Here is a 19,336-nt window from a genome sequence, read left to right on the forward strand (position 1 = left end):
GATTCCTCGCCTTGATGAAGTGATGTCCACCATGTCCGAGATTCAACCCATTCGCGAAGCGGTCATCCCGGAGCTGCCGAACTACTATCGGGGCAAGGTCCGCGAGAATTACGATCTGCCGGACGGGCGCCGCATTCTGATCGCCACGGACCGCCTCAGCGCCTTCGATCGCGCTATCGCCTGCATTCCGTTCAAGGGGCAGGTGCTGACCCAGACAGCCCGGTTCTGGTTCGAGAAGACCGCGGATATCTGCCCGAACCATGTGCTGGAATATCCGGACCCCAACGTCGTCGTCGGCCAGAAGCTCGATATCCTTCCCGTCGAGATCGTGGTGCGCGGCTATCTCGCCGGCACGACCAGCACGTCGGTGCTGACCATGTACAAGCAGGGCAGGCGGGATCTCTACGGCATCCGTTTCCAGGATGGCCTGCGCGACAACGAGGCGCTTCCTCATGCCGTCATCACGCCGACCAGCAAGGCCTTCGACGGCGGCCATGACGAGCCGCTTTCCCCGGACGAGATCGTCGGCAGCAAGCTCCTGACCCAGGAACAGTGGGATACGGTGTCCGGCTACGCGCTGGCCCTGTTCGCCCGGGGGCAGGACATCGCGCACGGACGCGGGCTGATCCTTGCCGATACCAAATACGAGTTCGGTACCGATCGGCAGGGCCGGATCATGCTGGCCGATGAGATCCATACCCCCGATAGCAGCCGCTACTGGTTCGCCGAGAGCTACCCGGCGCGCTTTGCGGAGGGAGAGCGGCCGGAGAGCTTTGACAAGGATTTCGTGCGCAACTGGGTCGCCGCACGCTGCGATCCCTACAACGAGCCGATCCCCGAGATCCCGGACGAGCTCATCGCGCAGACCTCGCAGGTCTATATCCGCGCCTTCGAGACCATTACAGGCCAGGCGTTTGAGGCCCCTGCCGGCCAGGAGCCGCCGGTGGACAGGATCCGCCGGAACCTGGCGCGCTATTTCTGAGGTCAGTTTGGGGCGCGCATGTCTCCAAGCATCGTCGGGATGAGCTCCGATACGGTCGGATGGATCGGAACAGCGCGCAGCAGCCTGTCATAGGGCGCGCCCGCATTCATCATGTCGAGGATCCCATGGATCGCCTCGTCGCCGCTCGTCCCGAGGATCGCAGCGCCGAGGATGCGGCGCGTCTCGGCATCGGCAATGACGCTCATGAAACCAAGCGTCTCGCCCTTCTCGATGGCGCGGCCGACGCGCGTCATCGGCCGGTGGCCAACCAGCAACGGCCGGCCGCTGGCGTGCGCCTGGGCAAGCGTCATGCCGACCCGCCCGAGCGGCGGATCGATGAAGAGCCCATAGGCCGGGATGCGGTCACTGACCTTGCGCGTCTCTCCATCGAGTAGATTGGCGGCGACGATCTCGAAATCATTATAGGCCGTGTGCGTGAAGGCGCCGCGGCCATTGCAGTCGCCGATCGCCCAGATGCCGGGGACATTGCTCGCCAGGCTGTCGTCGACCTCGATATAGCCTCGCGCATCCGTTGCGACCCCGGCCTTGTCGAGACCGAGATCGTCGGTGTTCGGGCGGCGCCCGACGGCAAGCAGGACATGTGACCCGATGATCTCGGGTGCGCCGGAAGTGCAATCCACGCCGACCGCGATGCCCTCCGGGTGGGGAGCGAAGCGAATGCACTCCGCGCCTGTCCGGATCTCGATCCCTTCGGCGACAAGGATATCGCGGATCGCCTCCGAAACCTCTTCGTCCTCGCGGGACACGAGATGTGGCCCCTTCTCGACAACAGTGACGGCTGCACCGAAGCGGCGGTGCATCTGAGCGAATTCGAGGCCGATATAGCTGCCGCCGATGACGACGAGATGCTTCGGCACCGTGTCGAGACCAAGGATCGAGGTGTTGGTCAGGTAGGAGATGTCGCCGATCCCGGGCATGTCCGGCACGACGGCGCGCCCGCCGACATTCAGGAAAATGCGGGGTGCGCTGATCACATCGTCGCCCACCCGCATCCGGTCGGCGCTCTCGAAGCGCGCATGCCCGGTGAGGACGGTGCAGCCCTTCATCCCGCGCAGCCAGGTCTCGATATTGCGGCGCGAATTGGCGGAGACGAGGGCGGCTCGCTCCTTGACCTTCGGCATGTCGATGCGCGGCGGCGTATCCAGGATGACGCCGTACTCGGCGCCACGGCGCGCGAGATGCGCAGCATAGGCACTGGCGACCAGCGTCTTGGTCGGCATGCAGCCGGTGTTGACGCAGGTGCCGCCAAAGAGATGGCGTTCGACGATCGCAACCGACAGGCCAGCACCGGTCATCCTGCCTGCCAGTGAAGGTCCGGCCTGGCCGGCCCCGATGATGATGGCGTCGAAAGTCCGGCTCATCGCGCGGCCACCACGATCAGCCAGGCGGCGAGGATCGCCACCACGTCCTCGATCAGGGCGGCAGGCCTGTCGCGACCGAAAGCTCCTGCGAGGCCCGCCCGGGCTGCGGCCCCGCCAAGCGTACCGGCGGCGGCGCCAACCGCGCCCGCGATCGCGCCAAGCGCGAGCGATCCGGCCGCGGCGCCGATGGCCGCGCCGGACAGGGCGCCTGTCACGATGCGGCCGCCGAACTGCGTCGGGACCTTGCGGCTCGCCGTCGACGGCAACTTGTCGGTGATCAGTTCGCCGATGGCCAGCGCGGTCAGGATCCAGGGCGTCCAGGCATAGCCCAGGAAGGCCAGGGGGCTGGCACCGAGGTTGATCCAGCCGAGATGGGCGGCCCAACTGACGGCGGCCGGTGCCATCATGGTGCGCAGCCCGGCCACGACCCCGATGAGCACTGCGAGCAAGACGGCCATGGTCTTCCCTCGAACGGCAGGGTATCGCCGCCCAAGACAACGCTAGCTCATCGCGCAGGTCAACTCATCGTTAACCGGTCGGCTCCCTCGTGTAAGGTCAAGCATCAAACCCGGCGGCAACGAGGTTGCCTTACACCCCGTACTCCTTGCGCCACGCCGCGAAATCGTCGAGCGAGACGTTGGAGCCGCAGAGGATCAGGCCGACGCGCTCCCCGGGCTTGAACATCTCCTTGCGCGCCACGGCTGCGGCAACCACGCAGCCTGCCGCCGGCTCGATCAGCACCCTCCCGTTCTGCAGCACCCAGGCCATTTCGCGCACGGCCTCGGCATCGGGCACGGTGACGATCTCCTCCAGATACTGGCGCGCTGCCGCCATGGTGCGTTCGGTCGCGAAGGGGGCGCCGAGCGCGCGGGCGATCGAGGTCGGCCGGATCGGTACCGGCTTGCCGGCCTCCAGCGCCTGGGTCATCGTCGTTGCCCCCTCCGTCTCGACGCCATGAATGCGCACCGCCGGGTCGAGCCCCTTGAGAGCCGTGCCGACTCCGGCCACGAAGCCGCCGCCGCCGATCGAGATGAAGACATGGTCGAGGCGCCCGCTGGCGTCATTCGCCAGTTCGAGGCCGAGCGAGCCATGCCCGGCGATGATCGCCGGATCGTCATAGGAGTGGACATTGGTCATGCCCTTCGCCGCGTACTCGTCGGCCTTGGCAAAGGCCTCGATCGCGTCCTCGCAAAGTTCGACCTCGCCGCCGGCCTGCCGGGTGAGCTCGACATTGAAGGGCGCGACATTCTTCGCCATCAGCACGAGCGCGCGGGCGCCCATCGATTTGGCGACCATCGAAACCGCGATCGCGTGGTTGCCGCCGGAAACGGTGACGATGCCGCGCTTCAGCTCGTCCTCGCTGAGCGCCATCAGCTTGTTGAAGCAGCCGCGCACCTTGAACGAACCGCCGAGCTGCAGGCTCTCCACCTTCACCACGGTCTCGACGCCGAGCCGCGCCGAGAGGCCGGCGCTATGGAAGGTCGGAGTGCGCCGCACCTTGCCGGAGATGCGGGTGGCGGCAGCCTGGATATCGGCGAGCGTGACGTCGAAATTCATGGGACTGGACTTCTCTCATGGCCCGGCGGCGCCGGCGTCTCGGCGCGCACATCAACGCGTCCGGCGCAGGCCGGTCAAGCCACAGCTGACGATTGACCTGGCTGTCAGGCTGCCTAGCGTGTCGGCATGAAACCTGCGTTCCCGTCTGCCTTTGGAGATCCGACCCCGTGAAATACACCCCCAAGGAAATGCTGGCGAAGCTGGTTTCGTTCAATACGGAATCGCAGCGCAGCAATCTCGAGCTCATCCATTTCTGCCGTGATTACCTCGCCAGCCTCGGTGTCGAGAGCACGATCGTTCCGAGCCCCGACGGCCAGAAGGCCAATCTCTATGCGACGGTCGGACCGGCGGTTGCCGGCGGCGTCGTGCTCTCCGGGCACACCGACGTCGTTCCCGTCGCGGGGCAGGACTGGAGCTCCGATCCCTGGACGCTGACCGAGCGCGACGGCAAGCTCTACGGTCGTGGAGCCTGCGATATGAAGGGCTTCGACGCGACCGCGCTGGCGCTGGTGCCGGAGATGATCGAGGCTGGGTTGAAGCGCCCGGTCCATATCGCGCTCTCCTATGACGAGGAGGTCGGCTGTCTCGGCGCGCGGATCATGATTGACGCCATGGTCACTGCTGGCCTCACGCCGTCGGCGGTGATCGTCGGCGAGCCCTCGATGATGCAGGTCGTCACCGGCCACAAGGGCGGTACGCGGATGAAGACGACGGTGCGCGGCCATGCGGTGCATTCGAGCCGCGTCGACATCGGCGTGCCGGCCGTCATGATCGCCGGCAAGCTGATCGCCTGGCACGACGAGGTCATGGCTGAGAACAAGACCCGGACCCCGAATGATAACGGTTTCGAACCGCCCTACACGACGCTGCATGTTGGCGTGGTCCAGGGCGGAACGGCCGTCAACATCACGGCTGAACATTGCAGTTTCACCCATGAGGTGCGCGTCATTCCCGGAGAGCGCGACCAGAATTACGTCGAGCGCTACCGCGCCCGCATCGCCGAACTCGAGGCCGGGATGAAGGCGATCGCGCCCGAGACGGGCATCGAGATGGAAGTCACCTCCTTCACGCCCGCGCTCGGACCGGAGCAGCGTGGCGAGGCGGAGGCCCTGTCACGCCGGCTGACCGGCGACAATGGCAGCCATGTCGTCGCTTATGGCACCGAGGGCGGGCTGTTCCAGGCGGCAGGCTGGTCGACGGTGGTCTGCGGCCCGGGCGATATCGCCCAGGCTCACCAGCCCGACGAGTTCATTACGGTAGCCCAGCTCGATGCCGGGGCGCGGTTCATCCGTGGCGTAATCGCCGAATTGGCACGCTGAGAGATATCCGACGCCATGAACGTCCGTTCCTGGCGTCGATTTTGCAGGTTGCGTGTGAGCCTTGGGTTCGGTGCGCAAGAAAATGCAATCTGGAGCGTTTCTCATCAGCCGTACTGGACGCCGCTCGCGAAGCGTCATTAATCTGCCATCTTCTTTCGCCGGGCGCTTGGGAGGCGCCGGGCGGGAGCCGCTCCCGGGAGGAGTGGGTAGCAAAAACGATTGGGAGCGATCGAATTATGTCATTCAAGACGAACTGCCTCGCCGCGGTTGCGGCTCTGGCGCTGATGTGCGGCGCCGCGCAGGCACAGACACTGCGCTATGCCAACCAAGGCGAGCTCAAGTCGCTCGATCCCTATACCGTCAACGAGACCACCACCAACGCCCACCTCGGCCACCCCTATGAGGGCCTGACGGCGCGCGGCAAGGACCTCAAGATCGAGCCGGCCCTCGCCGAGAAGTGGGAAGTCTCAGATGATGGCCTGAAATGGCGCTTTTTCCTGCGCAAGGGCGTGAAGTTCCACAATGGCGAGGACTTCACCGCCGATGACGTGATCTTCTCGGCCGAGCGCGTTCGCGCCCCCGGCTCGAACTTCACCACGCGCATTCCGACCGACGCCAAGTTCACCAAGGTCGATGATTACACGATCGACGTGACGCTGAGTTCGCCGAACCCGATTCTGAATGCCCAGTGGGACACCTGGTACATCATGTCGAAGAAGTGGGCGGAGGCGAATAACGCCGTCGCTCCGACACCGGCAGCGGCGACGACGCCGAGCCACGCCTCGCTCAATGCCAATGGCACCGGACCGTTCAAGATCGAGAGCCATCAGCCCGGCGTGAAGACCGTCTTCAAGGTCAACGAGAACTGGTGGAACAAGAAGGTCGAGCACAATCTCAAGGAGATCGTGTTCACGCCGATCGCTTCTGATGCGACCCGGGTCGCGGCCCTGCTCTCGGGCGAGGTCGACGTGATCGAGCCGGTTCCGATCCAGGACATCCAGCGCGTCAACAGCGCCGGCAATGTCCAGGTCATGACCGGGCCGGAACTGCGCACGATCTTCCTCGGCATGGACCAGACCCGCGACGAACTGCTCGAATCCAACGTCAAGGGCAAGAACCCCTTCAAGGACCCGAAGGTTCGGCAGGCTTTCTACCAGGCGATCGACATCGAGACGATCAAGAGCCGCGTCATGCGCGGCCTGTCGACCCCGTCGCCGCTGATGATCGCGCCGGAACTTTTCCCGCACGCCGGGTTCACGCGGGCCAAGTTCGACACCGAGGCCTCCAAGAAGCTCCTGGCCGAGGCCGGCTATCCCAACGGCTTCGAGGTCGGCATGGATTGCCCGAACGACCGCTATGTCAATGACGGCCAGATCTGCCAGGCCGTGGTCGGCATGCTGGCTCGCGCCGGCATCAAGGTGAACCTGAACGCCCAGCCGAAGGGCCAGTACTTCGCCAAGGTGCTGAAGTCGGGCGGCTACAAGACCTCGTTCTACCTGCTCGGCTGGACCCCCGGGACGTTCGACAGCCACAACGTGCTCAACGACATCCTGGGTTGCCGCGATGTCGCCGGCTCGTCGCGCGGAGAGTCGAATCTCGGCGGCTACTGCAACAAGAAGGTCGACGCGCTGACCGACAAGATCCTGGTCGAGCCCGATAGGGCCAAGCGCGACGCCATGATCAAGGAAGCCTTCAAGATCACGGTGGATGAGTTCGCCTATATCCCGCTGCACCAGCAGGCTCTCGCCTGGGGTGTCTCGAAGAAGGTCAAGCTGACCCAGCGCGCCGACAACTCGGTCCTGCTCTATTACGCCACCAAGGAGTGACGTGAGGGGCGCGCGGAGCGATCCGCGCGCCTTCTTTCATCCTCATCGTCATCCCGGACAGTTGGTGCAGCCGCCGGACCCAGGATCGTTGCAGCGCATGGCGCTCCTGCTGGATTCCGGATCTCCGCGTCCCCCGGCCTGGGATGGCCGCGTGTTTATCCGACCTCGGCAAACCGGGGATTCAAGGCGGCCATGTTAGCTTTCATTCTGCGTCGGCTGTTTCAGTCGCTTCTCGTCATGCTGAGCGTGGCGCTGATCGCCTTCGCGATGTTCCGTTTCGTCGGTGATCCGGTGAACCAACTCGTCAGCCTCGACACGCCACAGGCGCAGGTCGAGCAGATCCGGCGCTCGCTCGGCCTCGACGACCCCGTCATCGTCCAGTTCTTCCGTTATATCTACAACGCCGCCCGGCTCGAATTCGGCGTGTCCTACCAGTTCCGGCTTCCGGTGATTTCGCTGCTGGGTGACCGCGCGCCGGCGACGCTCGAACTCGCCTTCATGTCGGCCCTGTTCTCGCTCCTCGTCGGCATCCCGATGGGTGTCTACACCGCGCTGAAGCGTGACAGCTGGCTCGCCAAGATCTTCCAGGCCGTGTCGCTGATCGGTATCAGTCTGCCGACCTTCCTGATCGGCATCCTCCTGATCTACCTGTTCTCGGTCACGCTCGGCCTGCTGCCATCCTTCGGGCGCGGAGAGGTCGTGAAGATCGGCAGCTGGTGGACGACGGGCCTGCTGACCGTGTCCGGCCTCAAGGCGTTGATCCTGCCCTCGATCACGCTCGGCCTGTTCCAGATGACGCTGATCATGCGCCTCGTCCGCGCCGAGATGCTCGAAGTGCTGCGGGCCGATTACATCAAGTTCGCCCGGGCGCGTGGGTTGCGCACCCGGACGGTCAATTTCGGCCATGCGCTCAAGAACACGCTGGTTCCGGTCATCACCATCGCCGGACTGCAGCTCGGCTCGATCATCGCCTTCGCGATCATCACCGAGACGGTGTTCCAGTGGCCGGGTATGGGCCTGCTCTTCCTGCGGGCCGTCCAGAACGTCGATATCCCGATCATGGCTGCCTATCTGATGCTGATCTCCTTCCTGTTCGTCAGCATCAACCTGGTCGTCGACCTGCTTTATGCCGCCGTCGATCCGCGCCTGCGCGCGACGATCGGTGCGCACTGAGCTGGCGGAGAGTTGAAACCATGAGCATGACCACTCAGCCGCCCGCTTCGCCCGAGAAGATCCCGACCCGCTGGGAACGCTTCCTCGACAGCGACATTCTGGCCAGCTTCCTGCGCTCCAAGGTGACGATGGTCGCTTCCTTCGTCGTGCTGCTGCTGTTCATCGGCGCGGCCTTCTCACCCTGGATCGCACCGACCAATCCCTTCGACCCTGCCTCCGTCTTCCTCGCCGACGCCAACATCCCGCCGGCCTGGCAGCAGGGCGGGGAGGCCCGCTTCATCTTCGGCACCGACGACCAGGGGCGGGATCTCTATTCGGCCATTCTCTACGGCCTGCGCGTCTCGCTGGTGGTGGGCGGCCTCGGAGTGATCCTCGCCGCCTCGATCGGCATCACGCTCGGCCTGCTCGCGGGCTATCTCGGCGGACGTGTCGATTCGCTGATCATGCGCATCGCCGATGTCCAGCTCACCTTCCCGGCGATCCTGATCGCGCTTCTGATCGATGGCGTCGTCCGCGGTATCTTCAAGAGTGCCTCGCGCGAGGACACCGCGATCTATGTTCTGGTCATCTCGATCGGCCTGTCCTTCTGGGTGCAATATGCCCGCACCGTGCGGGGCTCGACGCTGGTCGAGCGCAATAAGGATTATGTTCAGGCGGCACGCCTCGTCGGCCTGCCGGCGCCGCTGATCATGCTGCGCCATGTCCTGCCCAACGTGATCGGCCCGGTACTCGTCATCCTGACGATCAATCTGGCGCTCGCCGTCATCACCGAGGCGACGCTTTCCTTCCTGGGTGTCGGCCTGCCGCCGACGCAGCCCTCGCTCGGCACTCTGATCAGCATCGGCAACCGCTACCTGTTCTCCGGCGACTGGTGGATCGTCGCCTTTCCCGGCGTGACCCTGGCGATCCTGGTGCTGGCGGTGAACCTGCTCGGCGACTGGCTGCGCGATGCGCTCAATCCGCGGCTGAGGTGACCCGATGACCGTCCCCGTTCTTTCCGTCCGTGACCTGACCGTCGAGTTCGTGACGCGGCGCGGAACCTTGCGCGCGCTCGACAAGATCTCCTTCGATATCGCACGCGGCGAAGTGCTCGGTGTCGTCGGCGAATCCGGCGCGGGCAAGTCCGTCACCGGTTCCGCGATCATCGGCCTGATCGATCCGCCGGGGCGCATCGCCGGTGGCGAGGTCGTGCTGTCGGGCGAACGCGTCGACAATCTGCCGCCCGAGGCGATGCGCAGGATCCGCGGCAAGCGGATCGGCATGATCTTCCAGGATCCGCTGACCAGCCTGAACCCGCTCTACCGGGTCGGCGAGCAGTTGATCGAGACGATCCGGACTCATACGAGCCTGAGCGCAGCGGATGCCCGCGCGCGCGCCATCGCCCTGCTCGACGAGGTCGGCATCCCGGCGCCGGAGCGGCGGATCGACGGCTATCCGCACGAATTCTCCGGCGGCATGCGCCAGCGTGTCGTGATCGCGCTCGCGCTCTGCGCCGAGCCCGAGTTCATTATCGCCGACGAGCCGACGACTGCGCTCGACGTCTCGGTCCAGGCCCAGATCATCGCGCTGATCAAACGCCTCTGCAGTGAGCGCGGCACTTCGGTGATGCTGGTGACCCATGATATGGGCGTCATCGCCGAAACGGCCGACCGGGTCGCGGTGATGTATGCCGGCCGGATCGCCGAGATCGGCCCGGTCCGCGATGTCGTCAAGGACCCGCTCCACCCCTATGCGAAGGGGCTGATGGGCGCGATCCCGTCGATCGAGGGTGATGCCGACCGCCTCGTGCAGATTCCCGGCGCGATGCCCCGGCTTTCGGCCATTCCGCGGGGATGTGCCTTCAATCCGCGCTGCGCTCATGCCTTCGCCCGCTGCCATGTCGAGCGGCCCGAGCTGACCAGGGTCGGCGACCGGCAGGTCGCCTGCCATCTCTACGACCAGCCCAATGCGGAGATCGCAGCGTGAGCCAGCTCCCTCCGCCTGACGCCGCCTTCGTCCAGGTCCGCGACCTGAAGCGCGTCTTCGACGTGTCGAAGCCCTGGCTCAACCGCATGCTCGAACACGCGCCGAAGCAATATCTGAAGGCCGTCGACGGGGTTTCCTTCGATATCCGCAAGGGCGAGACCTTCGCGCTCGTCGGTGAATCCGGCTCGGGCAAGTCCACCGTCGCGCGCATGGTGGTCGGCCTGCTGCCACCCTCGGGCGGTACTGTCAGCATCGCCGGCATCTCGATGAACGACGTTGCGGTCGCGCAGGAGCGTCAGCGGATGCGTCGGCGCATCCAGATGATCTTCCAGGATCCCTATGCCAGCCTGAATCCGCGCTGGCGTGTCGGCCGGATCATCGCCGAGCCGATCCGCGCCTTCGACATCATCGAGGGCGAAGGCGACATCAATGCCCGCATCGGCGAATTGCTGACGCTGGTCGGCCTGCATCCCGATGACGCCAAGAAGTTCCCGCACGAGTTCTCCGGGGGGCAGCGCCAGCGCATCGCGATCGCACGCGCGCTCGCCTCGAATGCCGAGTTCATCGTCTGCGACGAGCCGACATCGGCGCTTGATGTCTCCGTGCAGGCGCAAATCCTCAACCTGATGCGCGATCTGCAGCAGAAATTCGGGCTGACCTATCTCTTCATCTCGCACAACCTCGCCGTGGTCCGGCATATGGCGACGCGCATCGGCGTGATGTATCTCGGCCGGCTTGTGGAAGTTTCGGAGGGCAAGCAGCTCTTCTCAGCCCCGCGCCATCCCTATACCCGCATGCTGCTCGATGCGGTTCCGGATCTCGCCATGGTCGGCATGGCGCGCGAGGGCGTGAAGGGGGAAATCCCGAACCCGATCAACCCGCCCTCCGGCTGCACCTTCCATCCGCGCTGTCCGCTGGCGTTCGACCGCTGCAAGATCGAGAATCCGCCGGTGATCGACGGTGTCGCCTGCCATGCCGTGAACGGCGACCGGGCGGCAGCGGCCTGAGCCGCGCCGCTCAGGGGGCGATCAGGAGGAAGTAGGCCCGCCGGCCTTTGGCCTGCTGTTCGCTGCAGGCTGCGGCATCAATGGCGCGAGCGGTCGCTCGGTCCGGTATTGCCCGCGGGCAATCGCCGTGAACATCAGGGCGACGGAGGCGAGCGTCATCAGCCACCAGGTCTGGAAGGTGGCAAAGCCCAGAACGGCAAGCGCGAAGGCCGTGACATAGGCAGCAGTGACGCCGGCGGCGAGCGCTCCCGCCATCTGGCCCGCGGCCTTGATCGCAAAGTACAGGCAGATCGCGGCCGAAGCGGCTCCGACAAGGCCGAGCTCGTACCAGAACTCGAACAGAATGGTCGTCGGCGTGTCTTGAGGCAGGCCACCCGTCAGGCGGCCGCGCAGCACGGTGTCGAGGCCGTGCCCGGTGATCAGCTGAACAGGTTCGCGGCTGACGATGTCGGCCCAGATGCCGAGGGTGAGGGCGAGATCGTCGGGCAAGCGCGAGGCGATCGGCATCAGCAGGAAGGGCAGGAGCGGCGCCAGCAACATCAGCCCGGCAACGATGATGGCGATGGCGCGAGCGGCGACGGCACGATTGGCGCTGATCGCTCCGAAGGCCACCGTGCCGCAGATCATCGCCACCGCCTCGCCATCCTCGAAGCGGGTCATGGCAAGCAGGCCGACGGCGAGAGCGAGGCCCAGCGCGCTCAAGCCGCGCGCACGCGAGAGGAGCCAGGCGAAGGCGGGCCACGACATGATCAGCACGACGCTGACGCCGCGTTCGACGCCCGGAGAGACGCCAGCGGCGCTCATGTTCCCGGCGACCAGCAGCGCGAGAGCAAACAGCGCGGCGATGCCGGTGCCGAGCGGCACGAGATTGAGGTTCGAGGCGCGCATGCGTTCCGGGAGCGCCGCGGCACCGCAAAAGCCGAGCGCGACGGCAAGAACCAGATTGGTGGCCTTCTCGGTCGCCGAAAGCGTGTAGGGGCTCCAGACCAGCGAGAGCAGGGCCCAGGCCACGAGCCCCATCAGGATCATGCCCGGCCGGCTCAGCAGGGAATCCCTCAGATTCCTGCCGAACTGGCCACGCTCCTCGATCAGCGAGGAAATGATGAGCAACGCAACCCCGATCGGCGCGAGCACGACGGCCGCGCGACGCGACACCAGCGACGCTATCGGTAGCGCCAGCGCAAGCGTGGCGAAGCCGATGCGACGCAGCAGCAAGGCTGCGTCCGCGGCGGGGTCAATCGGGGCATTGGCGTTGTGGCGGATCATGGACGGCAACCGAACAAACGGCTTTGACCGGAGAACACGCCGGACGTCAGCCCCGCAGCACCCTAGCTTGTGGCAGCCCGCGCGACTGTAGGTGCGCTGCAACAGTGAGCCGGCATCTGACGCAGGGCCATGACGCCATCATAGCACCTTGCTGTCACGGTTCTGGCTGCGGATGATGTTTCGTGGGATGGAGGGACGATGAACACGCTTGCCGCAATCGTCTATTCCTCCGGTTTCCAGATCGATGCATTCATGGCTGGCCTTGCCAGCCAGATGAAGCGGCAGGGGCTGAAGCTCGGCGGTGTCGTCCAGCACAACGGCGATGATTGCGGGGATGGGTGTCACTCCATGGCGTTGGAGGACCTCGCGAATGGCCGGCGCTTTCCGATCAGCGAGGATCGCGGCGCGGGCGCGTCGGGTTGCCGGCTCGACGTCGCCGGCCTTGCGGCAGCGGGAGGAGCGGTCGCGGCCGCTCTGACGGGAAACATCGATCTCGTGATCGTCAACAAGTTCGGGCGGCAGGAGCAGCTTGGTCAGGGCCTGCGCCAGGAGATAGCGGCCGCGGCGCTATCGGGCCTGCCGGTGCTGATCGCCGTTCGCGAGGATTTCGTTTCGGCCTGGCGTGAGTTTGCCGGCGATGACTGGACCCCATTGCCGCCTGAGGGCCGAGCGGTGGAGACCTGGGCTGCGGATCGGCTCGGTGTGCCGGCGTGAGGCCCGGCGCCGCCGATCGCGAACGCGAGATGCGACGCTTGCAGGCCATGGCATGACCATCCCTCCAACGCTTGGTCTCCTCCTCGCCGGCGGGCTCGCGCGCCGCATGGGCGGTGGCGACAAGCCGCTTCGGCTGATCGCCGGGCGCAGCATTCTCGCCCATGTCGTCGATCGCCTGGGGCCGCAATGCGACGGACTTCTGATCAATGCCAATGGCGACCTGTCGCGCTTCGCTGAATTCGGCCTGCCGGTGGTCGCCGACAGCGTGCCCGGTTTCGCCGGGCCGCTGGCCGGCATCCTGGCCGGGCTCGACTGGATGGCCGCGAACCGCCCCGGACATGCCTGGATGGTCAGCGTTGCGGCAGACACCCCCTTCATCCCGCGTGATCTTGTGCAACGGCTCCATGTGGCGCGCGCAGCGGGCAATGTTCCGCTGGCCTGCGCTGCATCGGGCGGCTGGGACCATCCGGTGATCGGGCTGTGGCCGGTCGCGCTGCGTGACGACTTGCGGCATGCACTCACGGTCGAGGATGAGCGAAAGATCGGCCGCTGGACGGCGCGCCATGGTGTTGCGGCGGCGGAGTGGCCGGTCGATCCGGTTGACCCCTTCTTCAATGCCAATCGCCCTGATGACCTGGTTGAGGCCGAGCAGCTTCACGCGCGGCTGAGCGATGCGTGATGGTGGTTGGGGCGCCCGCTATCCCAGCTTGCCGCAGAACACGGCTCTGAAGGCGCGTGCCGGCTTCGCGACGGAAGCGCGAAGGTGCATTGGAAACCATCGAACAGCGTCAATCAGGCGGGGCCGGGCATGGATCTCAGGTTTCTGCGCCCGATGGCGTCGGCACGGGCCAATCGCTCTCGTCAGCCTTCCAGCAGCGCTTTGAGACGCCCCAGATCGCTCGTGACCCAGTCGGCATCGCGGGCGAAATCGTCGTCGCTCATCTCGGCCCGCTTGTAGAGAGTGAAGATCACCTCGCTGCCATCGCCATTGGCGAGGGCGCGCATCGGGTTGTGCATCGGCTCCCCGTGATCGGGGATCACGGCATGGTCGAGCACACCGTAAGGATTGGGTTCGCTGAACAGGATGCGCATCAGGCCCAATGGGGTCTCGGCAGCCCAGGTCATGCCTTCGATATGCCTGAAACTATGGCCCAGCCCTTCGGCCCATTTCGGGAAGTTCCTGGGCTCTGCCAGAAAGCCGTAGACCTGCTCGATCGGCCTGCCGATCGAGATGCTGATATGGCGCGCGGGCTGAACGGGCATGGAATGACCTCCTTTCAGTCAAACTAGAACAAAAGAAGAACATTGGCAAATGCCTCGAGCCGCCCCCGTATCCGGCCGGGGCGGTTGGGCGCCGGTGCGGAGGGCCGATTGATTACGCCTGCCGGGGTGGGCATGCGACCCGGGCACGCACCTGGGGTGAGGCGAGGCAGGTGGCGACGGCCTCGTAGCCGGGAGCGCCGGGATAGGGGGCGACACGGACCGGCGGGCTGTGATTGGCAGGGCAGAGGATGATTGCCTCGTCGGACCCCACGGCTGCCAGATCCAGAATCGCGCAGGAGCGCGTGAGCATGAAGAGCGGCCGTCCATGCGGCCCGCGGCCGCGCAAATGGGCGATCAAGGCTTGCTGGGTGGCCTGATCCAACCCGTCCTCGATCATGTCGACGACCAGGACCGCGGGACCCTCCGCTTCCAGTTCGGCGACCAGGGCGGCCAGCGCACCAGACATCCGGGCGCCGTCGTCGACGAGCCGGGCCAGGGTCCTGGCGACCCGAGACTTCAATGCCGGATCGGAATCCATGTCTGCCCGGCCGATTGCGCCGTCAGCCGCGATCCGATCGAGCCCGAGGAAGGCCGTATCGGGCAAGACTTCGGCCAGGCGCCGGGCCAGCCGCGTCTTGCCGCTGCCGAGCGGGCCGACAATGTAGGTCAGCGGCAGGATTTCGCGCAGCTCAAACCGTTCGCCGCCCCAGGGCCAGGGCAGATCGAAGGCGACGCCGCGTTCGATTGCGGGCTCCAGCAGGCGCACCAGTTCTCCGGCCGCGGGAGCCTGACCTCTGGCAAGGTCAGCCCGCAGGCTGCGGACCTTCTCCAGCGTTCCTGCGAGCTGACGGGCACGCTCCTCGAGCGAAGCCTGGTGAGCAGCCAGGGCCGGTTCCAGCTCCTGGGCATCGCCTCCAAGCACGCGCGCCACCTGGACGAGACTCAGCCCAAGCGCGCGCAATGCGGCAATCTCGGCGGCACGGGCCATCTCAGCGGGACCATAGGCGCGCCACCCGGCCATGGTGCGGACCGGGGCGACCAGTCCGCGCTGCTCGTAGATGCGCAACGCCTTGGCGGAAACACCAAGCCGCCTGGCCGCCTCGGCTGGGTTCAGGAATGGAGTGCAAGAGCTCACGAATCACCTCGTTGCCGGCTGACCGCTGCCCTTATCGGGGCGGTCCCAGGGGCCGGGTCAACCACGTGCTCGCGATGTCTGGCCGCCTCCACGCTCGCGGCATGAGGCCGGAGGCGAGTGTCCGCTCGCCGCCGAGTTCTGATTTCGGGCCGGGGGCGGCGTCTCTATTCGATGACGATGCGCGGCGCGGCCCGGGTCTTGCCACTCAGGCCCGCCTGAACCTGCCGCGCAATGGCCAGATAGGCCTTGGCATGGGCGCTTTCTGGGTCGCTTGCCACGATCGGCCGGCCGGCGTCCGAGGTCTCGCGGATCGGCATGGCAAGCGGGATCTCGCCAAGGAAGGGCACGCCCAGCCGCTCTGCCTCGTGCCGCGCCCCGCCATGGGCGAAGATGTCGGAGCGGTGGCCGCATTCCGGGCAGACGAAATAGCTCATGTTCTCAACGATACCGAGGATCGGCACCTCGACGCGCTTGAACATGGCGACGCCGCGACGGGCATCGAGCAGAGCCAGGTCCTGAGGCGTCGAGACGATCACTGCGCCCGCGAGCGGTGTCTGCTGCGCCATGGTGAGCTGCGCGTCACCCGTGCCGGGCGGCATGTCGACGACCAGCACGTCGAGTTCGCCCCAGGCGACCTCGCGCAACATCTGGGTGATGGCCGAGATCACCATCGGCCCACGCCAGATCATCGGCGTCTCCTCGTCGATCAGGAAGCCGATCGACATGATCTTCAGCCCATAGGCCTCCATCGGTGCCAGCGTCCGGCCGGAGACCAGGCGCGGCTTACCGGTGATGCCGAAGATCTTGGGCACGGAGGGACCGTAGATATCGGCGTCGAGTACGCCGACCTTGAGGCCGAGCATCGCGAGCGCGACCGCGAGATTGGCCGTGGTCGTCGACTTGCCGACGCCGCCCTTGCCGCTGGCCACCGCGATGATCTGCTTCACGCCGGGCACGCCGGCGGCCTTTGGCATCGGCCCGCCGGGACCTGGCTGGCCGTGCGCCTGCTGGCGTGCCTGCGCGGCGGCAGAGGGCGCCGGTCGCGACGGCGCCTTGTCTGCCGTGAGCCCGACCAGAACCTGGGTGACGCCCGGAATACCGCCGACCGCGCTTTCCGCGGCCCTTCGCACGGGTTCCATCGCTTCAGCCTCGGTCGGGTCGATGCCGATCGCAAAGATCACCTTGCCGCCGTCGATCAGGATTTCCGCGATACGGCCGGAAGCGCGCAGCGATTGGCCGCTCGCGGGCAGTTTCACCAGCTCGAGCGCGCGCAGAATGTCGGATTCGGTCAGGGCCACGAAGGCGTACTCCGGCTGGCGCGGCGTCAGGCCGCAGCTTTGCGAATGTGGAAGACGAGAAGTTCGCCCTCGGAACGGCTGAGCTCGATTGCGTCGCCCGTCTCGCGCATCAGGTTGGGAATGTCGATCGCCGCCATGGGATCGGTGCACTCGACGACGAACAAGGCTCCGGCGTCGGCGCTCCTCAGCGCCTTGCGCACGCGCAGTGTCGGCAAGGGGCATTTCAAGCCGCGCAGATTGAGGGGGATCGAGATCATGGGCCGAGCCTGTCGAATACGCAGTGCTTCATATGATGGCTTCTTGCGCGGGAGCAACCACCGGCCCTTCGCCGCAGCGGAGCGCGAGAGGCCTTGCTGCCCTGTCGGCATCGCACGGGGCGCGATGATCGCGGGCATGAGCCGTGGCGGTCCCATCCACTTGGCTTGACCGGGGAGGGGGCGTGCCAGATGACAACAGGGTGCCTTTGTGCCCGATCGTGTTTTGGGGGATTCAGCTTTGATGCGTGTGATCGGCCTGGCAGGGTGGAGCGGTGCCGGCAAGACGACCTTGCTGACGCGCCTGATCCCGGAACTTGCACGCCGCGGTGTCTCGGTCTCCACGGTCAAGCACGCGCACCATGGCTTTGACCTCGATAAGCCCGGCAAGGATTCCTACGAACACCGTCAGGCGGGCGCGCATGAGGTGCTGATCTCGTCCGAGCGCCGCTGGGCGCTGATGCATGAACTGCGCGGCGAGCCGGAAGCGCATCTGCCGGATCTGCTCCGGCGACTATCCCCGGTCGATCTGGTGATCATCGAGGGGTTCAAGCGCGAGCCGCATCTCAAGATCGAGGTGCATCGCGCAGCCAACGGCAAGCCGCCGCTGCACCCGGGCGACCCCATGATCGTCGCGATCGCCTGCGACAGCGCATTTCCCGAGGCGGGCTGCCCTGTCGTGGATCTCGACGACATCGGCGCAATCGCAGAGATTGTGCTTTCTTGCGCCGAGCCGCTCACCGCCATTCTGGCTCGCGTGCAGCAACAGGGTTGAGGGCAGAATGGCGCAACTCAGCGAGGATACTTTCGCCTTCGGTGGCCCCTTGATGAGCATCGAGCAAGCGGCTGAGCTTGCGGGCCAGCGGATTCGGCCGGTGGAGGGCACGGAGCAGGTCGCCCTGGCCGACGCCGATGGTCGGGTTCTCGCCAGCGATGTCGTGGCCGGCCTCGATCTCCCGCCCTTCGCCAATTCTGCCGTGGATGGCTATGCGGTCCGCTTCGTCGATCTGGCGTCGGCAGGAGAGACCCGCCTCGCACTCTCAGGCCGGGTCGCCGCCGGCACTGACGCGGCGGGCATTGCAACCGCAGGCGTGGCCGTCCGGGTCTTTACGGGCGCGCCGATACCGGAAGGAGCCGATACCGTCTTCATGCAGGAGGATGTAACGGCGGAAGAAGGCTTCGTCCGTTTGCCCGTGGGCCTCAAACACGGAGCCAATGCCCGACCGGCCGGCGAGGATATCGCGCGCGGAGAGACCGCCCTGTCGGCAGGCCGGCGCCTGCGGCCGCAGGATCTCGCGCTGCTGGCTGCGCTCGGTCATGCCTCGGTCGACGTTCGCCGCCGGCCGCGTGTCGCGATCTTTTCGACAGGCGATGAGCTGGCGGAGCCGGGCCTGCCCCTGCCGCCGGCCGCGATCTACGACGCCAACCGCGCTGCGCTGCGTGCCATGGTGGCGCGGGCGGGGGCGGATGTGGTCGATCTCGGCATCCTGGGTGACGAGCCGCGCAGCCTGGCTGCGCGGCTGCGCGACGCGGCCCGGAGTTGCGACCTGATCCTGACTTCCGGCGGCGTCTCGACCGGAGAGGAGGATCACGTCAAGGCGGCGGTCGAACAGGTCGGCGCGCTGGTCTTCTGGCGTATCGGCATCAAGCCCGGCCGGCCGGTGGCCATGGGCGTCATCGAAGGCGTGCCGTTCATTGGCCTGCCGGGAAATCCGGTTGCCGTGTTCGTCACCTTCGCCTTTGTCGCACGCCCGGTCATGGCACGGCTTGCCGGCTCGGCCCATGTTGCTCCGGTGCCGCTGCCTGTAAGGCTCGGCTTCCCCTATCGAAAGAAGCCTGGGCGGCGTGAGTATGTCGGTGTTTCGCTCGCTGCTGGAGCGGACGGTGTCATGATCGCGTCCAAGCATCTACGAGACGGGGCCGGGGTCATGACCTCGCTGACGCGCACGGAGGGGCTGGTGGAGTTCGCGGAGGAGCTGACACGTATCGAGGCGGGAACCCTCGTACCGTTCCTCGCCTATGATCTCCTGATGGCGTAGCGCAGTATTTAGCAGGCTGTTGAAGAAGTCGTCCTAGGGCGGGCGATGAAGGTGGAATCGTCACCGTTGTGGACGCGGATTTCGCCCTTGAGGGAGCCGTCCGTTTGAAGTTTGGCCCATCCGTCGCCCGAGACCTCGTCCATCTCATCATTGCCT

19 protein-coding genes are annotated in these 19,336 nt (G+C 66.1%); 11 read left to right on the forward strand and 8 right to left on the reverse strand.

Going from position 1 to position 19,336, the window contains the following annotated elements; translation table 11 throughout:
* The first annotated feature begins 31 nt into the window (after positions 1–31).
* Positions 32–982 carry a phosphoribosylaminoimidazolesuccinocarboxamide synthase gene (locus tag AB4118_RS32025; RefSeq protein ID WP_441493537.1) on the forward strand — a complete coding sequence of 317 codons (951 nt, stop codon included), beginning with the start codon at positions 32–34 and terminating at the stop codon, positions 980–982.
* A gap of 2 nt (positions 983–984) precedes the next feature.
* Here the strand turns inward: AB4118_RS32025 and AB4118_RS32030 are convergent, their stop codons facing one another.
* The 3 genes from AB4118_RS32030 to AB4118_RS32040 form a co-directional block, all read right to left on the reverse strand.
* Positions 985–2,364, reverse strand: coding sequence for an FAD-containing oxidoreductase (locus tag AB4118_RS32030; RefSeq protein WP_441493538.1), 1,380 nt, complete (start codon positions 2,362–2,364; stop codon positions 985–987).
* Positions 2,361–2,822 (reverse strand): DUF4126 domain-containing protein, encoded by a 462-nt coding sequence (locus AB4118_RS32035; protein ID WP_441493539.1) that lies wholly within the window; start codon positions 2,820–2,822, stop codon positions 2,361–2,363. The genes AB4118_RS32030 and AB4118_RS32035 overlap by 4 nt, the downstream gene beginning before the upstream one ends.
* 130 nt (positions 2,823–2,952) lie before the next feature.
* Complete coding sequence (locus AB4118_RS32040) at positions 2,953–3,921, reverse strand: threonine ammonia-lyase (protein ID WP_441493540.1); 969 nt, start codon at positions 3,919–3,921, stop codon at positions 2,953–2,955.
* 167 nt (positions 3,922–4,088) lie between these two features.
* On the opposite strand from AB4118_RS32040, the gene argE reads away from it, so the two are divergent.
* The 6 genes from argE to AB4118_RS32070 all read left to right on the forward strand — a co-directional run bounded on the left by argE (position 4,089) and on the right by AB4118_RS32070 (position 11,211).
* Positions 4,089–5,240, forward strand: a complete 1,152-nt coding sequence (gene argE, locus AB4118_RS32045) for an acetylornithine deacetylase (RefSeq protein WP_441493541.1) — start codon at positions 4,089–4,091, stop codon at positions 5,238–5,240.
* A 236-nt stretch (positions 5,241–5,476) separates the two neighbouring features.
* Positions 5,477–7,066: an ABC transporter substrate-binding protein gene (locus tag AB4118_RS32050; protein WP_441493542.1), complete on the forward strand. Its 1,590-nt coding sequence runs from the start codon at positions 5,477–5,479 to the stop codon at positions 7,064–7,066.
* Between the two features lie 192 nt (positions 7,067–7,258).
* Entirely contained in the window at positions 7,259–8,239 is a 981-nt protein-coding gene (locus AB4118_RS32055) for an ABC transporter permease (RefSeq protein WP_069882170.1), read from the forward strand.
* A gap of 20 nt (positions 8,240–8,259) precedes the next feature.
* On the forward strand, positions 8,260–9,213 hold the full coding sequence (locus tag AB4118_RS32060) for an ABC transporter permease (protein ID WP_441493543.1): 954 nt from the start codon (positions 8,260–8,262) through the stop codon (positions 9,211–9,213).
* Between the two features lie 4 nt (positions 9,214–9,217).
* On the forward strand, positions 9,218–10,204 hold the full coding sequence (locus tag AB4118_RS32065; protein ID WP_441493544.1) for an ABC transporter ATP-binding protein: 987 nt from the start codon (positions 9,218–9,220) through the stop codon (positions 10,202–10,204).
* A gap of 86 nt (positions 10,205–10,290) precedes the next feature.
* Complete coding sequence (locus AB4118_RS32070; RefSeq protein WP_441493556.1) at positions 10,291–11,211, forward strand: ABC transporter ATP-binding protein; 921 nt, start codon at positions 10,291–10,293, stop codon at positions 11,209–11,211.
* Between the two features lie 21 nt (positions 11,212–11,232).
* Here AB4118_RS32070 and AB4118_RS32075 read toward each other — a convergent pair whose 3' ends face one another.
* Entirely contained in the window at positions 11,233–12,477 is a 1,245-nt protein-coding gene (locus AB4118_RS32075) for a peptide ABC transporter permease (protein WP_441493545.1), read from the reverse strand.
* A gap of 198 nt (positions 12,478–12,675) precedes the next feature.
* Between AB4118_RS32075 and AB4118_RS32080 the strand changes: the two genes are divergently transcribed.
* Both AB4118_RS32080 and mobA read left to right on the forward strand, forming a co-directional pair.
* Complete coding sequence (locus tag AB4118_RS32080) at positions 12,676–13,191, forward strand: DUF2478 domain-containing protein (RefSeq protein ID WP_441493546.1); 516 nt, start codon at positions 12,676–12,678, stop codon at positions 13,189–13,191.
* Positions 13,192–13,243: 52 nt separating this feature from the next.
* On the forward strand, positions 13,244–13,870 hold the full coding sequence (mobA, locus tag AB4118_RS32085; RefSeq protein ID WP_441493547.1) for a molybdenum cofactor guanylyltransferase MobA: 627 nt from the start codon (positions 13,244–13,246) through the stop codon (positions 13,868–13,870).
* A 182-nt stretch (positions 13,871–14,052) separates the two neighbouring features.
* On the opposite strand, the gene AB4118_RS32090 is transcribed toward mobA, so the two are convergent.
* The 4 genes from AB4118_RS32090 to AB4118_RS32105 all read right to left on the reverse strand — a co-directional run bounded on the left by AB4118_RS32090 (position 14,053) and on the right by AB4118_RS32105 (position 17,144).
* A complete protein-coding gene (locus AB4118_RS32090) occupies positions 14,053–14,454 on the reverse strand; it encodes an SRPBCC family protein (protein WP_441493548.1) in 402 nt (133 codons plus the stop codon).
* 112 nt (positions 14,455–14,566) lie between these two features.
* Positions 14,567–15,589, reverse strand: coding sequence for a MerR family transcriptional regulator (locus AB4118_RS32095; protein WP_441493549.1), 1,023 nt, complete (start codon positions 15,587–15,589; stop codon positions 14,567–14,569).
* Positions 15,590–15,753: 164 nt separating this feature from the next.
* The gene (locus AB4118_RS32100) at positions 15,754–16,887 is read right to left on the reverse strand and encodes an Mrp/NBP35 family ATP-binding protein (protein ID WP_441493550.1); all 1,134 of its coding nucleotides are present in this window, start codon (positions 16,885–16,887) and stop codon (positions 15,754–15,756) included.
* A gap of 26 nt (positions 16,888–16,913) precedes the next feature.
* Positions 16,914–17,144: a sulfurtransferase TusA family protein gene (locus tag AB4118_RS32105; RefSeq protein WP_441493551.1), complete on the reverse strand. Its 231-nt coding sequence runs from the start codon at positions 17,142–17,144 to the stop codon at positions 16,914–16,916.
* 241 nt (positions 17,145–17,385) lie between these two features.
* Here AB4118_RS32105 and mobB point away from each other — a divergent pair, with 241 nt between their 5' ends.
* Positions 17,386–17,916, forward strand: coding sequence for a molybdopterin-guanine dinucleotide biosynthesis protein B (mobB, locus tag AB4118_RS32110; protein WP_441493552.1), 531 nt, complete (start codon positions 17,386–17,388; stop codon positions 17,914–17,916).
* 7 nt (positions 17,917–17,923) lie between these two features.
* A complete protein-coding gene (locus AB4118_RS32115; RefSeq protein ID WP_441493553.1) occupies positions 17,924–19,180 on the forward strand; it encodes a molybdopterin molybdotransferase MoeA in 1,257 nt (418 codons plus the stop codon).
* The last annotated feature ends 156 nt before the right edge of the window (positions 19,181–19,336 follow it).

Origin of the sequence: Allobosea sp. 2RAB26 (assembly GCF_052115465.1) — a bacterium.
In the GTDB taxonomy this organism is placed as follows: Bacteria; Pseudomonadota; Alphaproteobacteria; order Rhizobiales; family Beijerinckiaceae; genus Allobosea.

Excerpts from the sequence above, each read along its gene's own strand:
- AB4118_RS32075 (WP_441493545.1), bottom strand. The coding sequence starts at position 12,477 with ATGATCCGCCACAACGCCAATGCCCCGATTGACCCCGCCGCGGACGCA.
- AB4118_RS32070 (WP_441493556.1), top strand. The coding sequence starts at position 10,291 with ATGCTCGAACACGCGCCGAAGCAATATCTGAAGGCCGTCGACGGGGTT.
- AB4118_RS32055 (WP_069882170.1), top strand. The coding sequence starts at position 7,259 with ATGTTAGCTTTCATTCTGCGTCGGCTGTTTCAGTCGCTTCTCGTCATG.
- mobB (WP_441493552.1), top strand. The coding sequence starts at position 17,386 with ATGCGTGTGATCGGCCTGGCAGGGTGGAGCGGTGCCGGCAAGACGACC.
- AB4118_RS32025 (WP_441493537.1), top strand. The coding sequence starts at position 32 with ATGTCCGAGATTCAACCCATTCGCGAAGCGGTCATCCCGGAGCTGCCG.
- AB4118_RS32115 (WP_441493553.1), top strand. The coding sequence starts at position 17,924 with ATGGCGCAACTCAGCGAGGATACTTTCGCCTTCGGTGGCCCCTTGATG.
- AB4118_RS32105 (WP_441493551.1), bottom strand. The coding sequence starts at position 17,144 with ATGATCTCGATCCCCCTCAATCTGCGCGGCTTGAAATGCCCCTTGCCG.
- AB4118_RS32030 (WP_441493538.1), bottom strand. The coding sequence starts at position 2,364 with ATGAGCCGGACTTTCGACGCCATCATCATCGGGGCCGGCCAGGCCGGA.
- AB4118_RS32090 (WP_441493548.1), bottom strand. The coding sequence starts at position 14,454 with ATGCCCGTTCAGCCCGCGCGCCATATCAGCATCTCGATCGGCAGGCCG.
- AB4118_RS32080 (WP_441493546.1), top strand. The coding sequence starts at position 12,676 with ATGAACACGCTTGCCGCAATCGTCTATTCCTCCGGTTTCCAGATCGAT.
- AB4118_RS32065 (WP_441493544.1), top strand. The coding sequence starts at position 9,218 with ATGACCGTCCCCGTTCTTTCCGTCCGTGACCTGACCGTCGAGTTCGTG.
- AB4118_RS32050 (WP_441493542.1), top strand. The coding sequence starts at position 5,477 with ATGTCATTCAAGACGAACTGCCTCGCCGCGGTTGCGGCTCTGGCGCTG.
- AB4118_RS32060 (WP_441493543.1), top strand. The coding sequence starts at position 8,260 with ATGAGCATGACCACTCAGCCGCCCGCTTCGCCCGAGAAGATCCCGACC.
- AB4118_RS32035 (WP_441493539.1), bottom strand. The coding sequence starts at position 2,822 with ATGGCCGTCTTGCTCGCAGTGCTCATCGGGGTCGTGGCCGGGCTGCGC.
- AB4118_RS32040 (WP_441493540.1), bottom strand. The coding sequence starts at position 3,921 with ATGAATTTCGACGTCACGCTCGCCGATATCCAGGCTGCCGCCACCCGC.
- mobA (WP_441493547.1), top strand. The coding sequence starts at position 13,244 with ATGACCATCCCTCCAACGCTTGGTCTCCTCCTCGCCGGCGGGCTCGCG.